Annotated in this window: 19 protein-coding genes; all 19 read left to right on the forward strand. The window is 35.9% G+C overall.

The genetic code is table 11. From position 1 onward, the window contains the following. The first annotated feature begins 7 nt into the window (after window positions 1-7). The 19 genes from fliG (at window position 8) to flhB (ending at window position 14,515) form a co-directional block, all read left to right on the forward strand. Window positions 8-1,021 carry a flagellar motor switch protein FliG gene (gene fliG / locus EC501_RS00625; RefSeq protein ID WP_122970356.1) on the forward strand — a complete coding sequence of 338 codons (1,014 nt, stop codon included), beginning with the start codon at window positions 8-10 and terminating at the stop codon, window positions 1,019-1,021. Then, complete coding sequence (fliH, locus tag EC501_RS00630) at window positions 1,005-1,793, forward strand: flagellar assembly protein FliH (RefSeq protein ID WP_338322875.1); 789 nt, start codon at window positions 1,005-1,007, stop codon at window positions 1,791-1,793. The genes fliG and fliH overlap by 17 nt, the downstream gene beginning before the upstream one ends. Before the next feature lie 4 nt (window positions 1,794-1,797). Then, on the forward strand, window positions 1,798-3,123 hold the full coding sequence (gene fliI / locus EC501_RS00635; protein ID WP_122970358.1) for a flagellar protein export ATPase FliI: 1,326 nt from the start codon (window positions 1,798-1,800) through the stop codon (window positions 3,121-3,123). Beyond that, complete coding sequence (gene fliJ / locus EC501_RS00640) at window positions 3,123-3,572, forward strand: flagellar export protein FliJ (RefSeq protein WP_122970359.1); 450 nt, start codon at window positions 3,123-3,125, stop codon at window positions 3,570-3,572. Before fliI ends, fliJ begins: the two co-directional genes overlap by 1 nt. Window positions 3,573-3,576: 4 nt before the next feature. Then, a complete protein-coding gene (locus tag EC501_RS00645; RefSeq protein WP_122970360.1) occupies window positions 3,577-4,176 on the forward strand; it encodes a MotE family protein in 600 nt (199 codons plus the stop codon). Between the two features lie 30 nt (window positions 4,177-4,206). Beyond that, window positions 4,207-5,514 (forward strand): flagellar hook-length control protein FliK, encoded by a 1,308-nt coding sequence (locus EC501_RS00650; RefSeq protein WP_122970361.1) that lies wholly within the window; start codon window positions 4,207-4,209, stop codon window positions 5,512-5,514. A gap of 3 nt (window positions 5,515-5,517) precedes the next feature. Further along, entirely contained in the window at window positions 5,518-6,180 is a 663-nt protein-coding gene (gene flgD / locus EC501_RS00655) for a flagellar hook assembly protein FlgD (protein ID WP_122970362.1), read from the forward strand. A gap of 14 nt (window positions 6,181-6,194) precedes the next feature. Beyond that, a complete protein-coding gene (locus tag EC501_RS00660) occupies window positions 6,195-6,572 on the forward strand; it encodes a TIGR02530 family flagellar biosynthesis protein (RefSeq protein ID WP_122970499.1) in 378 nt (125 codons plus the stop codon). A 114-nt stretch (window positions 6,573-6,686) separates the two neighbouring features. Then, the gene (flgG, locus tag EC501_RS00665) at window positions 6,687-7,652 is read left to right on the forward strand and encodes a flagellar basal body rod protein FlgG (RefSeq protein WP_122970500.1); all 966 of its coding nucleotides are present in this window, start codon (window positions 6,687-6,689) and stop codon (window positions 7,650-7,652) included. Between the two features lie 72 nt (window positions 7,653-7,724). Further along, window positions 7,725-7,949, forward strand: a complete 225-nt coding sequence (locus tag EC501_RS00670) for a flagellar FlbD family protein (protein ID WP_122970363.1) — start codon at window positions 7,725-7,727, stop codon at window positions 7,947-7,949. Further along, window positions 7,936-8,367 carry a flagellar basal body-associated protein FliL gene (gene fliL, locus EC501_RS00675; protein ID WP_122970364.1) on the forward strand — a complete coding sequence of 144 codons (432 nt, stop codon included), beginning with the start codon at window positions 7,936-7,938 and terminating at the stop codon, window positions 8,365-8,367. Before EC501_RS00670 ends, fliL begins: the two co-directional genes overlap by 14 nt. Before the next feature lie 46 nt (window positions 8,368-8,413). Further along, a complete protein-coding gene (fliM, locus tag EC501_RS00680) occupies window positions 8,414-9,409 on the forward strand; it encodes a flagellar motor switch protein FliM (RefSeq protein ID WP_122970365.1) in 996 nt (331 codons plus the stop codon). After that, complete coding sequence (gene fliY, locus EC501_RS00685) at window positions 9,402-10,625, forward strand: flagellar motor switch phosphatase FliY (RefSeq protein ID WP_122970366.1); 1,224 nt, start codon at window positions 9,402-9,404, stop codon at window positions 10,623-10,625. The genes fliM and fliY overlap by 8 nt, the downstream gene beginning before the upstream one ends. Window positions 10,626-10,646: 21 nt before the next feature. Continuing rightward, window positions 10,647-11,009, forward strand: a complete 363-nt coding sequence (locus EC501_RS00690) for a response regulator (RefSeq protein WP_122970367.1) — start codon at window positions 10,647-10,649, stop codon at window positions 11,007-11,009. Window positions 11,010-11,013: 4 nt separating this feature from the next. Then, a complete protein-coding gene (locus EC501_RS00695; RefSeq protein ID WP_122970368.1) occupies window positions 11,014-11,697 on the forward strand; it encodes a flagellar biosynthetic protein FliO in 684 nt (227 codons plus the stop codon). Then, window positions 11,697-12,362 (forward strand): flagellar type III secretion system pore protein FliP, encoded by a 666-nt coding sequence (gene fliP, locus EC501_RS00700; protein WP_122970369.1) that lies wholly within the window; start codon window positions 11,697-11,699, stop codon window positions 12,360-12,362. Before EC501_RS00695 ends, fliP begins: the two co-directional genes overlap by 1 nt. Before the next feature lie 12 nt (window positions 12,363-12,374). Next, a complete protein-coding gene (gene fliQ, locus EC501_RS00705; protein ID WP_122970370.1) occupies window positions 12,375-12,644 on the forward strand; it encodes a flagellar biosynthesis protein FliQ in 270 nt (89 codons plus the stop codon). Between the two features lie 4 nt (window positions 12,645-12,648). After that, window positions 12,649-13,425: a flagellar biosynthetic protein FliR gene (fliR, locus tag EC501_RS00710; protein WP_122970371.1), complete on the forward strand. Its 777-nt coding sequence runs from the start codon at window positions 12,649-12,651 to the stop codon at window positions 13,423-13,425. 1 nt (window position 13,426) lies between these two features. Further along, a complete protein-coding gene (gene flhB / locus EC501_RS00715) occupies window positions 13,427-14,515 on the forward strand; it encodes a flagellar biosynthesis protein FlhB (protein WP_122970372.1) in 1,089 nt (362 codons plus the stop codon). Window positions 14,516-14,527: the final 12 nt, after the last annotated feature.

Here is a 14,527-nt window from a genome sequence, read left to right on the forward strand (position 1 = left end):
TTCGACCTTGTCCAAGAAAGAAAAAGGGTTAACAGGGAAACAAAAGGCAGCTTTACTGTTAATTTCTCTAGGACCAGAAGTTTCTGCTTCTGTCTATAAACATTTAAATGAAGAAGAAATCGAACGTCTTACGTTAGAAATCTCAAGTGTAAAAAAAGTTGAACCTAGTATTAAAGAAGATATAATAGAAGAATTTCATAATATCGCATTAGCTCAAGATTACATTTCACAAGGTGGAATCGGTTACGCAAAAACCGTTTTAGAAAAGGCACTAGGAGAAGAACAAGCGCAAGCAATTATTAACCGTTTAACTTCTTCTTTACAAGTAAGACCTTTTGATTTTGCTAGAAAGGCCGATCCTGCCCAAATTTTCAACTTTATTCAAAATGAACATCCGCAAACAATTGCGTTAATTTTATCATACTTGGATCCAGGGCAAGCCGGAGTTATCTTATCCTCCTTGCCCCAAGAGGTACAGGCGGATATCGCGAAACGTATTGCGATGATGGATTCGACTTCACCTGAAGTAATTAGCGAAATTGAATCTGTATTAGAACGTAAACTTTCTTCTACTGTTACTCAAGACTACACAGAAACTGGTGGCGTAGATGCAGTAGTAGAAGTGTTAAATGGTGTTGATCGTCAAACGGAAAAAACAATTCTCGATGCGCTTGAAATTCAAGATCCAGAACTTGCTGAAGAAATTAAAAAGAGAATGTTTGTCTTCGAAGATATCGTTACGTTGGATAATCGTTCGATTCAACGAGTTATCCGGGATTGTGAAAATGAAGACTTACTTCTGTCTATGAAAGTAAGTAGTGAAGAAGTGAAGGAAATTATTTTCAATAATATGTCCCAACGTATGGCTGAGACATTTAAAGAAGAAATGGAAATAATGGGACCTGTTCGTCTTCGTGATGTGGAGGATGCTCAATCACGAATTGTTGGAGTTATTCGCCGATTAGAAGATGCAGGGGAAATCATTATCGCTCGTGGTGGAGGAGATGACGTCATTGTCTAGAATCATCCGTTCAAATGCCGTCCAACCAGAGAAAAAAGATGTTGAAATCCAACTTCGAAATTTATTTACTGTTGATTTCGAAGATGGAAATTCAATTCATCAACATACAATGACCATTTCAGACGTTTACTCTGAGAGAGAAAGATTAATTTCCCAAGCAATGGAGCAAATCGAACAACAGAAACAGGAGTTTGAACAATATCGTCAAGCTCAGTTGGAAAAGCTGGAACAAGCGAAGCAATTATGGGATGAAGAAAAATTAGTTCTTGAACAAAATGCTTATGACTCAGGATTCCAAAAAGGTTATGAAGAGGGAATGAAAAAAGCCCAAGCGGATATGGAACTTTCCTTGAAAGTAGCCAATGAAGTAGTGGAAGATTCTCGCCTTAATGCTCAAAAGTACATCGAAGAACAAGAGCAAGTTATTTTAGACATTGCTTTAACATCAGCTGAACGAATTATAGGTTCGGCATTAGAAAAAGATGAAAATGTGTATTTATCCATCATTAAACGGGGGCTAAAAGAAGCTCGTGAAATGAAGGAAATTAAATTATACGTTCCACCAACTTATCATCGATTAGTAACACAAAATCGAGATGAGCTAGTAGCAATGTTTCCAACCGATGTTCCATTTCTTATTTTCGTAGATGAGGATCTAAACGATACTGATGGTTATATTGAAACAAATCACGGACGAATTGTTGTGTCAATTGATGAGCAGTTAAACGTACTTCGCATAAAGTTGAACGAAATTTTAGAAGGTAAGGAATGATAGGATGAAAGCGGCTCAATTAATAAAGAAAATTCCAAATGTTGAAACATTCAAGAAGTTTGGTAAAGTGAACCGTGTTGTAGGATTAATGATTGAGTCCCAAGGTCCTGAAAGTTCTATCGGAGATGTTTGTAAAATTCATGTAAACTCATCAAAAAACGGACACCAAGTCATTTTAGCTGAGGTAGTTGGCTTTAATAATGAATTTGTCATTTTAATGCCCTACACGTCCATTCGGGAAATTTCGATTGGATGTCTTGTAGAAGGAACTGGGAAACCTCTTGAAATTAAAGTAGGCCCTGAATTAATAGGGAAAGTATTAGATTCGATGGGGAACCCATTTGATGGATCAAACTTGCCGAAAGGGTTAGTTACCGTTCAAACGGAAAAAGAACCACCAAATCCATTAACAAGACCGCCAATTCATGAACAGCTTGAAGTCGGTGTGAAGGCCATTGATGGTATGTTAACGGTAGGTAGTGGTCAACGGGTTGGGATATTCGCTGGTTCCGGTGTAGGGAAAAGTACTTTACTTGGAATGATTGCACGCAATACCCAAGCAGATATTAATGTAATAGCTCTAATTGGTGAGCGTGGACGGGAAGTTCGAGAATTTATCGAAAGAGATTTAGGGGAAGAAGGGTTAAAACGGTCTATTGTCGTAGCAGCCACAGGCGATCAACCGGCTTTAATGCGTATAAAAGGTGCTTTTACTGCAACGGCTATCGCTGAGTACTTTAGAGATCGGGGTTTAAATGTCATGCTGATGATGGATTCCGTTACTCGGGTTGCTATGGCACAGAGGGAAATTGGACTAGCTACAGGGGAACCCCCTGCTCAGAAAGGGTATACCCCTTCCGTCTTTTCCATATTGCCGAAACTTTTGGAGCGTACAGGTACCAATTTAAACGGGACGATTACAGCCTTTTACACTGTATTAGTTGATGGAGATGATATGAACGAGCCAATTGCTGATACAGTACGAGGAATATTGGATGGACATATCGTTTTAGATCGCTCCTTGGCAAATAAAGGTCAGTATCCTGCTATTAACGTCTTGAAAAGTGTCAGTCGTTTAATGAATCATATTTCCCATCCAGAACATGTAAAAGCGGCTGAACGATTAAGAGAACTTTACTATACGTATGCCAAATCAGAAGATTTAATCAATATTGGAGCATATAAAAAAGGTACATCGAAGGAAATAGATGAAGCCATTCAATATGAGCCACTTATTACAAACTTTTTAAAACAAAGTTATAAAGAGAAAGTCTCACTTCAACATACTGTTAATGAAATGATCGCTTTATCAAATGGTGGTGGTAAGTAATGGTTCAATATACATATCGTTTCGAAAAAGTATTAACTTTACGGGAACAAGAAAAACAACAAACAGAAGTAGCCTATAAAGAATCGGTAAGAGATTTTGAAGAAGTTGCTACAAAATTATATGAATTGTTAAAGAAAAAAGAAGACTTAATTACTTATCAAAATGAACGGCTAACAGTAGGGGCTACGATTGATGAAATTTATCACTTTTCAATTTTCATCGATAGTTTGGAGCATACGATTGCAGACGTACAAAAGAAAGTCGTTCAAGCTCGTGCCAAAATGAATTGGTATGAACAAAAGTTGCTCGAAAAAAACTTGGAAGTACGAAAGTTTGAAAAAATGCGTGATAAAGATTATGAAACCTATAAGACGCATGAAGAGAGAATGGAGATGCTTCAATTAGATGAACTCTCCTCCCTACAGTATTTTAAGAAAGAAATCAGGTGATTTCATGGCAAAAGAAAAATTGAATAAAAACAAACCAACAAATCAACTAATAGAAGAAGAAAAATCCCCTGGAATTTTTCAAAAATTATTTTATTTAGTTTTTATTCCATTGTTATTTGTTATTGCGATATTACTAGGGATTGCTTCATTTACGAATTTCAATGTCTTTGAAAAAGCATCGGAACTGATTGATTCATTCAAGTCAGAGGAAGCTTCTACGGAAGAAACAACAAAAAATTATGATCAAAAAATTGTTGAATTGGAAGCGCAAGTGAAAGAAAAAGAGGCAGAAATTGAACAGCTCCAATCCCAATTGCAAACAGCAAAAGATGAAAAACAAACCGATGAAGCTGAAAAAGAGCAATTACAATATGAAATTGAAAAATTGCAGCAGGAACAAAGTGAAACTAAAAAGGAATTTGAAGACATTTTAAAATCCTATGAGGAAATGTCAGCCAAATCGGCAGCGCCAATTATTGTTGAAATGAGTGATGATGAAGCGTTGAAGATTTTATCAAATATGCAACCAGAAACGTTATCTGCCATTTTATCAAAAATGGAACCAGCTGATGCGGCGCGCTACACGGAACTTTTATCGAAATAAAAAGTAGCTGTAGTCAAAGGAGGTGAAACAATGAATATTGGAATAATGCAGCTTACTGTGCCAACAAAGAGTGCAAATTTGGTGACGTCATCATCAGCTAAAACAGTATCTACTTCCCAATTAGAAGAGGTAAAAAATAATAACTTTGGTGATATATTCCAAAAAGCAGTTTTATCTACAGCAGAGGATATGGGTACTCTAGAGGAAGTAACAGAAGGTGTGGACTTACAAAAAATAGCTGAATTATTAAATTCCCAATCACCTAACGAGGTTATGGATTTATTAGGAATCTCCCATGATGAAGGGCTATTGATGGTTCAAGTTGGTGAGGATGGAAAAGCGGTAGCCATGGATGAACTAATGAATTTAGACGATTTACTTGCTGTATTAAATATTGATGTAAATGAATTGCTAGAAATGATGCAACAAGTAAAAGGGAATGACATGACCGATACTAATAATCTATGGGAGTTAATAGATACTGTAGTAGAGGAAGGCCCTGTGCTTATTCAACAGTTAATAGCTGCGTTTCAAGGTGATCATCAAGTGACATCGAAACAAGCTGAAAAATTATTGGAATTACTAAAATTATCCGAAGTCGTTGGAAGGCATTCCGATTTGTTAGGTGTGCAATCAACTAAAATTACCCAATTGACGGAATTTCTAAAATTGTTCAATGAACAAATAAAAGAACTGGCTAATAAGCAAACTACAACTCAACCTTTCATGACACAAAGGACAGAAACAACTGTGGCGAACAAAGTGTCAATAGAAGGATTTGAACAGGTTGTTAAACAAGTAACGAAGAACACTCAACTTCATGAAACAGCCCAAAGTTCGATTTCAACAGTAACAACATCGACAAATACTACTAAAACCTTCAATATTCAACTTCCTGTAGAGAAGGGAGCTCAATCGGAGGCTTTAGCAAAAGAGATTCAAAATTTAATCAATCGAAGTCAATTTTCTAATAGTCAAGGGACAATGAAATTACTATTAAAGCTTTATCCTGAAAACTTAGGATCTATTCGAATTGAACTGATGCAACAAGACGGTGTTTTATCTGCTAGATTACTAACATCAACCGCAGTCGGAAAGGAATTGCTGGATAGTCAGTTGCAACAATTAAAAACAGCCTTTGCTCAACAAAATATCCAAATGGATCGAATTGATATCGCCCAAAGTTTACAAGAAACAGACCGTAACTCCCGCGATCAAAATCAATTTGACAATTTGTTTAAACAGCAACAATCTGAACAAGATGATACCGATCAAGATGAGCAAGACGACCAAGATAAAAAATCCTTTCAAGATTATTTAATAAATGAGGAGGTGTAACAATTGGCTACAACGGGTATTACAAATGATTATTATTTAACACCAACCCCGACTACAAAATATAGTGAAACGGGTGATAATTCCAGTCTAGGTAAAGACGCCTTTTTAAAAATATTAATCACCCAATTACAAAACCAAGATCCGACTCAACCAATGGATGATAAAGAGTTTATTTCGCAAATGGCTCAATTCTCTTCTTTAGAACAAATGCAAAATATGACAACAGCAATGGAAGATTTATTAATGTCTCAAATTCAAACGCAATTGATGTCATATACAACATTTGTAGGAAAAGAAGTAAAATGGCATGAAATAACAGATGAAAAAGATGAAGAAGGTAATTATATCATTAATGAAGGTACAGGCATTATTAATGAAATGAAATTTGTTGATGGACAAGCTGTCTTCATTCTCGATGATGGGAAAGAAATTACAGCTGGCAATATTTCATCTATCCTAAATACGGATGCTACTTCAAGTACAGAAGAAGAAAATCCATTAGTGAAAGCAAGCCAATTAATCGGTCAAACGATTCAATACTCATCTAATGGAAAAATGATACAAGCGACAATCGAATCAGTAACAACAAATAATACATTAATTGAGTACATTTTAAACAATGGTGAAAGATTACAAAGAGATGAATTTGAATTGATAAATGAATAAGGTTGGTGACAAAGGTGAATCGTATTGGAATTCAACACTTGCCATTACAACCAACAGTTCAAATTCAACCTAATAAAACAACTTCGCCCCAAATAAAACAATCTTTTGTAAGTCATTTACAAGAAGCAACGAGCAATCGAGAGCTTAAAATTAGTAAACACGCAAATGAAAGATTAACAGAAAGAAATATTCAAATTTCTGAACAACAATGGCAAGTTGTAACGGACAAAGTTTTTGAAGCCCGTTCAAAAGGTGTGAATCAACCATTAGTCTTGATGGAGCAAGCTGCGTTGATTGTAAGTGCAAAAAATGCAACCGTTATTACAGCGATGGAACGCACAGAAGCAAAGGAGCAATTGTTTACGAATATTGATGGGACAATTGTACTTTAAATGATAGGCAGGACCGAGTTAGTTTTTAACTAAAGGTTAGGGATGCCTAGTGTTGCTGAATGACAGAGGCAACACATGAAAAATAATTGGAAAACGAGAGGAGAACAATTACTTATGTTACGTTCTATGTATTCAGGTATTTCTGGTTTAAAAAACTTCCAAACAAAGCTTGACGTAATCGGGAACAATATTTCAAACGTAAATACATACGGTTTCAAAAAAGGGAGAGTCGTATTTAAAGATTTAATTTCACAAACGACTGCTGGTGCATCTGGTCCTACAGGAGCAACAGGTGGTACGAATGCGAAACAAATCGGATTAGGTGCACAAATTGCTGCGATCGATACAATCCATGGAACTGGCTCCCTTCAAACGACTGCAAGAACTCTTGATTTAGCGATTTCAGGCGACGGATTCTTTATGGTAGGTGATTCAACACAAGCACCAAATGCGGATGGAGAAATCGCTGCGGATTCTGGTTTCAATAATGTCCTATATACACGTGCAGGGAATTTCTATATGGATCGTAACGGATACTTAGTAAATTCAGATGGTAAATATTTAGTAGGTGTTTCAAATGATCAACTTTATGATCAAGTAGTTGAAGAATCTGTAAGTAATGCAGAAACGGACAAAGCGGAAGCAACTGCCGCAATTGGGACTGATAGTCTTTATGCAGATGGTGCAATAGTTGTGGATGGCTACGGACCAATTAAAGTTCCAACAAATGCACAATCGATGAGTATTGGACAAGATGGTACCGTTACATATGTTGATGTAAATGGTAAACTTCAATTTGCAGGTCAATTGTTATTGGCAAAATTCCCGAATGCTGGTGGTTTAGAAAAGACTGGGAATAACTATTACCAAATGACACAAAACTCTGGTGATCCAAGCGTACAAATCGCAACTCAACAAGGTATTGGAGCAGTTGTTTCAGGCGCATTAGAAATGTCAAATGTAGACTTATCTGAAGAATTTACGGAAATGATCGTTACACAACGTGGTTTCCAAGCGAACTCTCGTATTATTACAACTTCCGATGAAATTTTACAAGAACTTGTAAACTTAAAACGATAAAGATAGAAAACTAATTTCATTGTAAAGGAGGGTCGGGCCGGCACTCTTTAAAAAAGACCCGGCCCCATTTCAATGATTGAATTGACAAGATTGAATGGTAAACCTTTTTCATTAAATGCTTTATACATAGAATCAGTGGAAGCCTTTCCTGACACAACGATAACGCTCACGACTGGGCGGAAGTTTATCGTGTTAGAAAGTGAAGAAGAAATACGAAATAGAGTAGCTCATTTTTATAAAAATATTCAAGTATTATCCAACCCCCATTTACGAGGTGATAACGATGAAGAAAAATAAGTTATTAACCATAATGCTTATTATTTTAGTAACGATTACGTTAATAGGTGTTGTCCTGTTTGTCGTATTAACACAATTGAATAAACAAACAGCAGCATCTGAAGAACCTTCCATTGATGAAATTTTGGAGGCATCTGTGGATGTACCGGAGTTAACGACAAACTTAGCTGATAATAGTGTTGTTAGATTATCTCTAAAAATCCAAACAGATAGTAAGGAAGCTGCAGAAGAACTAACAAAAAGAGATTTCCAAACGAAAAATTTAGTGATTGAACAGCTTTCAGAAATGAAAAAAGATGATTTAAATGGGAAGCAAGGGAAAGCAACCTTTGAATCGACAATTAAAACCCAAATAAATGAATTGATGCAAGATGGTGAAGTTCAACAAGTTTACATTACCTCCTACATCATCCAGTAAATGGGATTCATTAGAACTATGTAAATCTTGAAATGGAGGTGGGCAAATGGCAGGAGATGTATTATCCCAATCCGAAATTGACGCGCTGCTCTCAGCAATATCAACGGGTGAAATGTCCGCGGATGACATGAAAAAAGAAGAAGAGACAAGAAAAGTGAAAGTTTACGATTTCAAACGTGCTCTTCGTTTTTCGAAGGATCAAATCCGAAGTTTGACCCGAATACATGAAAACTTTGCGAGATTATTAACGACTTATTTTTCAGCACAGTTAAGAACATATGTGCAAATTACCGTTGCATCGGCAGACCAAATTCCATTCGAAGAGTTTGTTAGGTCAATTCCGAATATGACTTTAATTAATGTATTTGAAGTACCGCCGTTAGATGGTAATATCTTGATGGAGATTAATCCAAATATCGCTTACTCCATGTTAGATCGTTTAATGGGGGGAAGTGGTTCAAGCTATAGTAATGTCGACAATTTAACAGAAATAGAACAAAAAATTATGACAAGTTTATTTGAACGTTCCTTTGATAATTTGCGGGAAGCTTGGAGTACGATTGCTGAAATTGATCCTACGTTAGTGGAACTTGAAGTGAATCCGCAATTTTTACAAATGGTATCACCAAACGAAACGGTCGTAGTAATTTCTTTAAATACGATTATAGGAGAAACAACAGGGATGATTAACATTTGTATCCCCCATGTTGTCCTTGAACCGATTATTCATAATTTGTCTGTTCAATATTGGATGCAATCGAATACAAAAGAAGCTTCCCCTGAACAGTCACAAATGTTAGAAAAACGAATTAAACAAGCGGAGTTACCGGTTATAGCGGAGCTTGGCTCAACTCATATAACCGTTGAAGATTTCCTTTATATGAGTAGAGGGGATGTTATTCAATTAGATCAAAAAATAGATGAACCTCTCATTTTAAAGGTTGGCAGTATTCCTAAATTTACAGTACAACCAGGAAAACGAAACAAAAAAATGGCAATCCAAATTATCGACCCTTTGGAAGGAGGAGACGAAGATGAGTGATGGTATGCTCTCCCAAGAAGAAATTGAGGCATTATTAAGGGGCGAATCGTTAGACGATAACGACTCTGCAACTGAGATTACTACAGATGGGACACCACTTCGTGTTGAAGACTACTTAAGTTCAATCGAACAAGATGCTTTAGGAGAAGTAGGGAATATATCCTTTGGAAGTTCAGCAACAGCCTTATCTGCCTTATTAGGTCAGAAAGTAGATATTACAACTCCTGTCGTTTCAATGATTAATAGAAATCGATTAGAAGAAGAATTTCCACAACCATATGTGGCGGTACAAGTGGAATATACTACAGGTTTATCTGGCATGAACCTATTAGTTATTAAACAATCAGATGCTGCGATCATTGCAGACTTGATGCTTGGTGGCGATGGTTTACATCCAAATCAAGATTTAAGTGAAATTCAATTAAGCGCTGTACAAGAAGCAATGAATCAAATGATGGGTTCTGCTGCAACATCAATGTCAACCGTATTCAATAAAAAGGTAGATATTTCGCCACCAACAATTGATATTTTAAACATTCCTCAAAATGAGGGGAATGAACGAATACCGGACGAAGATCTATTAGTGAAAGTTTCATTTAGATTAAAAATCGGTGAATTAATCGATTCCAACTTAATGCAATTATTCCCACTTGATTTTGGGAAGAAAATTGTCAAAACATTGCTGAATGAGGAACAGGAAGAATCCGTTAGTCAACCTCAGGTACAACAACCGGTTGTACAAGAAGCACCACCTGTTGCGCCACAACAACCAATATCGTCGCAACAACCCGTTTATCAGCAGCCACCTGTATATGAACAACAAGCTGCTACAACTTATCAGGAACCGGCAAACTATAACTATGGAATGCCACCTTATCAGCCACCGCAACAGCCGGTTAATGTGCAACAAGCCCAATTCGCATCCTTTGAAAATGCGAATATGACACAACATGAAGCTCGCAATTTAAATATGTTACTAGATATTCCTTTACAAGTAACGGTTGAACTTGGCCGTACTAAACATTCGGTAAAAGAAATTCTACAGCTTGCTTCTGGTTCTATTATTGAATTAGATAAGTTAGCAGGGGAACCAGTAGATATTTTAGTAAATAGCCGTTTAATTGCGAAAGGTGAAGTTGTCGTAATCGATGAAAACTTCGGAGTTCGCATTACGGATATTATGAGTCAAAGCGAACGATTAAATCATTTAAAATAGTATTATTTGGAGGGAAATTATATGTCTAAAAAAATATTAATAGTTGACGATGCTGCATTCATGCGTATGATGATTAAAGACATTTTGACAAAAAACGGTTTTGAAGTAGTTGGAGAAGCTGCTGATGGTGCACAAGCGGTAGAAAAATACAACGAATTACAACCAGACTTAGTAACAATGGATATTACAATGCCTGAAATGGACGGGATAGCAGCATTAAAAGCAATTAAATCCGCCGACCCAAAAGCAACAGTTATTATGTGTTCAGCGATGGGACAACAAGCAATGGTTATCGATGCTATTCAAGCGGGTGCGAAAGACTTTATCGTAAAACCATTCCAAGCTGATCGTGTAATTGAAGCTATACAAAAAGCATTAGGTTGATCGTATGAATGAAAAACAATTAGCAAAATTTCGGATATTGATTCCTATCTTATTGGTATTATTGTTTATTACACCAGCGAATTTTGCCTATGCAAGTCAAGGTAATCAAATGATTACCGACGAATGTTTACAAAATCCAGAGCTTTGTGATGATTCAAAGTCATCTGCCGATGAAGAACAATCTGATTCGGCAGATGTTGGATTAGGGCTGTGGGAATACTTTAAAATGTTAATCTGCCTAATATTCGTACTAGGGTTACTTGTCTTTGTCTTAAAATTTATTAATAAAAAAAGTAGCACTTATCAACAAAATAGTCTTGTTCGCAATATTGGGGGAATTACAGTCGGACCTCAAAAATCCGTACAACTTCTCCATATTGGCGATAAATTATACATAGTTGGTGTTGGTGAGGATGTTCAACTTCTGAAAGAAATTCAGGATGAAGAAGAAGTGCAACAATTGGTGCAATATTTTAATGAAAAACAAAGCTTTGCCACGACAAAACCGTACTTTTTAGAGTTAATAAATAAGTTGAAAAGTAACGATAAACAACAAGTGGAATCCACCAATGGTGATCAATCGATGAATAGTAATTTTAAATCTTTGTTAACTAAACGGTTGAATGAGATGCAACAAAACCGTCAGACAGAGTTGGAAAAATGGAAGGAAAAGGAGAAAGATAAATAATGCAAGATTTTATTTCATTCTTTTCTGAAAGTGATCCAACGAATGTTTCCACTTCCGTTAAATTACTTTTAGTTTTAACCGTTTTATCGTTGGCACCAAGTATTTTAATTTTAATGACTTCCTTTGCGCGAATAGTGATCGTTTTATCCTTTACAAGAACCGCATTAGCGACAAACACATCGCCGCCAAACCAAGTCATTATCGGATTAGCGTTATTTTTAACGTTTTTCATTATGGCACCTACATTTCAAGAGGTAAATGAACAAGCATTACAACCATTATTTAATGAAGAAATTGGTTTAGAAGAGGCCTATGATAGAGCTTCCTTACCTTTTAAGGAGTTTATGGCCGAACATACTAGACAAAAAGATTTAGAGTTGTTTTTAGATTACAATGAGGCAGAGCGACCAGCTTCAGTGGAAGAAATTCCGTTAACGATGCTTGTTCCAGCCTTTGCTTTAAGTGAAATAAAAACTGCCTTTCAAATAGGGTTTATGATTTTTATTCCCTTTATTGTGATTGATATGGTAGTAGCTAGCGTTCTGATGTCAATGGGGATGATGATGTTGCCACCAGTTATGATATCACTACCGTTTAAAATATTATTATTTGTTTTAGTAGATGGATGGTATTTAGTCATCAAGTCTCTACTTCAAAGTTTTTAGGGGATGATACGAATGAGCCAAGAAATGGTCATTGCAATTGCAGAGAGAGCTATATGGATTGTCCTTATCGTTTCAGGACCATTGTTACTGATTGCGCTTATTTCAGGTTTGATTGTCAGTATATTCCAAGCAACAACATCAATTCAAGAGCAAACTCTATCTTTTGTTCCGAAAATTATCGCGGTTTTAGTAGCCATTATTTTTTTCGGGCCTTGGATGATTTCTCAAATGACAGCATATGTTACTGACATTTTGAACAATTTGACTCGATATATAGGGTGATAAAATGACAGAAATTATCCCTAAATTATCCGTCTTATTGTTAATTTTAGTCAGAGTATCTGCTTTTTTTGTGTCAGTCCCTTTTTTTTCGTATCGTACCATTCCTCCTCAATTGAGAATTGCTCTAGCATGTGTATTATCTTGGATGATGTATTACACGATGAGTGCGGCAGCTATTCCGATTGATGGAAATTACATATTACTCGTTTTAAAAGAAGCAATTATTGGGTTAATGATCGGTTTGATTGCTCATATCATTTTATCCGCTGTTCAAATTGCAGGTGGTTTTATTGACTTTGAAATGGGTTTTGCTATGGCGAACATTATCGATCCACAAACGGGTGCCCAAACACCATTAATGGGTCAATTTTTAAATTTTTTAATTTTGTTTGTGTTACTTTCCATTAATGGACACCACCTGATTTTAGATGGCATTTTTTACAGCTATCAGTTTATGCCAATCGACCAATTGTTTCCGAAGTTCGGAGATGAAAATACGGTGGAATTTATAATGAAAGTATTTGCTTCGGTATTTGCCATCGCCTTTCAAATGTCAGCACCTATTGTTGCTACCTTATTTTTAGTGACATTAGCTTTAGGGATAACAGCTAAGACGGTACCCCAATTAAATATTTTTGTTATTGGGTTTCCGGTCAAAATCGCCATTGGCTTTCTTGTTTTAATCGTTTCCCTCGGTGTAATGATTGAAGTTATGGAAAAATTAGTAGAATTAATGATACTTTCAATGCGAGATTTAATGCGATTGTTAGGTGGTGCTTAATTTGAAATTATTACTCCCATTAGACATTCAGTTTTTTGCTGGTGAAAAGACGGAAAAAGCAACACCTAAAAAGAGACAAGATGCAAGGAAAAAAGGTCAAGTACTTAAAAGTCAAGATGTAACAGCAGCATTTGTGCTATTAATTCTTTTTCTGTTTCTATACATGTTTGCGCCAACAATGATTGAAAGCATATTCGGCTTTCTTAACCAAGCCTTTCAAAAAAATATGCTCATTGAATCGCTAACGGTAGAAACTGTCATGAAAATGTATTCGGATTCTTTAAAAGAGATGGCAAAAATACTTTTACCCTTTATGTTAATTGCAGTAGTTGGGGCAATAGCAGCGAACTATTTACAATTTGGTTTTCTATTTACAATGGAAAGTATGAAATTAGATTTAAAGAAAATTGATCCGATAAAAGGAATTAAACGAATTATTTCCGTTAGAGCAATCGTAAATCTATTAAAATCTCTATTGAAAATATCATTTATTGGGACCGTAACAACGGTTGTTATTTGGATGAATTTAGAAGAGGTACTTTCATTATCGTTCCAGAGTCCATGGGATACTTTAACTACCGTTGCAAAGTTAACGGGTATGATGGGGATTGCTGCTTCTATTGTACTTGTACTCATTGCATTGTTTGATTATTTTTATGAAAAATATGAATATGAAAAACAATTAAAAATGTCGAAGCAAGATATAAAAGATGAATATAAAAATTCTGAAGGTGACCCTAAAATAAAATCGAAAATTAAGCAACGTCAACGTGAAATGGCAATGCGAAGAATGATGCAGGAAATCCCAAATGCAGACGTTGTTATTACAAACCCAACCCATTTTGCAATTGCCTTAAAATACGATGAGCAAAACATGGAAGCACCTACAGTTGTAGCAAAAGGAACAGATTTTATCGCTCAAAAGATTAAACTGATTGCGAAAGAAAATGATGTCGTCATGGTTGAAAATCGACCACTAGCTCGGGCGATGTATGATCAAGTGGAAATTGGACAACAAGTTCCAGAGGAATTTTTTAAAGCAGTTGCCGAAATACTTGCGTATGTATACCGTATTAAGCGCAAAATTTAAACCATAGTAGGA

It is taken from the genome of Lysinibacillus halotolerans (genome assembly GCF_003711845.1).
Lineage (GTDB): Bacteria > Bacillota > Bacilli > Bacillales_A > Planococcaceae > Ureibacillus > Ureibacillus halotolerans.

Coding starts and splice junctions, on each gene's coding strand:
- fliH (WP_338322875.1), top strand. CDS start 1,005: ATGACGTCATTGTCTAGAATCATCCGTTCAAATGCCGTCCAACCAGAG.
- fliI (WP_122970358.1), top strand. CDS start 1,798: ATGAAAGCGGCTCAATTAATAAAGAAAATTCCAAATGTTGAAACATTC.
- fliJ (WP_122970359.1), top strand. CDS start 3,123: ATGGTTCAATATACATATCGTTTCGAAAAAGTATTAACTTTACGGGAA.
- EC501_RS00645 (WP_122970360.1), top strand. CDS start 3,577: ATGGCAAAAGAAAAATTGAATAAAAACAAACCAACAAATCAACTAATA.
- EC501_RS00650 (WP_122970361.1), top strand. CDS start 4,207: ATGAATATTGGAATAATGCAGCTTACTGTGCCAACAAAGAGTGCAAAT.
- flgG (WP_122970500.1), top strand. CDS start 6,687: ATGTTACGTTCTATGTATTCAGGTATTTCTGGTTTAAAAAACTTCCAA.
- EC501_RS00670 (WP_122970363.1), top strand. CDS start 7,725: ATGATTGAATTGACAAGATTGAATGGTAAACCTTTTTCATTAAATGCT.
- fliL (WP_122970364.1), top strand. CDS start 7,936: ATGAAGAAAAATAAGTTATTAACCATAATGCTTATTATTTTAGTAACG.
- fliM (WP_122970365.1), top strand. CDS start 8,414: ATGGCAGGAGATGTATTATCCCAATCCGAAATTGACGCGCTGCTCTCA.
- fliY (WP_122970366.1), top strand. CDS start 9,402: ATGAGTGATGGTATGCTCTCCCAAGAAGAAATTGAGGCATTATTAAGG.
- EC501_RS00690 (WP_122970367.1), top strand. CDS start 10,647: ATGTCTAAAAAAATATTAATAGTTGACGATGCTGCATTCATGCGTATG.
- EC501_RS00695 (WP_122970368.1), top strand. CDS start 11,014: ATGAATGAAAAACAATTAGCAAAATTTCGGATATTGATTCCTATCTTA.
- fliP (WP_122970369.1), top strand. CDS start 11,697: ATGCAAGATTTTATTTCATTCTTTTCTGAAAGTGATCCAACGAATGTT.
- fliQ (WP_122970370.1), top strand. CDS start 12,375: ATGAGCCAAGAAATGGTCATTGCAATTGCAGAGAGAGCTATATGGATT.
- fliR (WP_122970371.1), top strand. CDS start 12,649: ATGACAGAAATTATCCCTAAATTATCCGTCTTATTGTTAATTTTAGTC.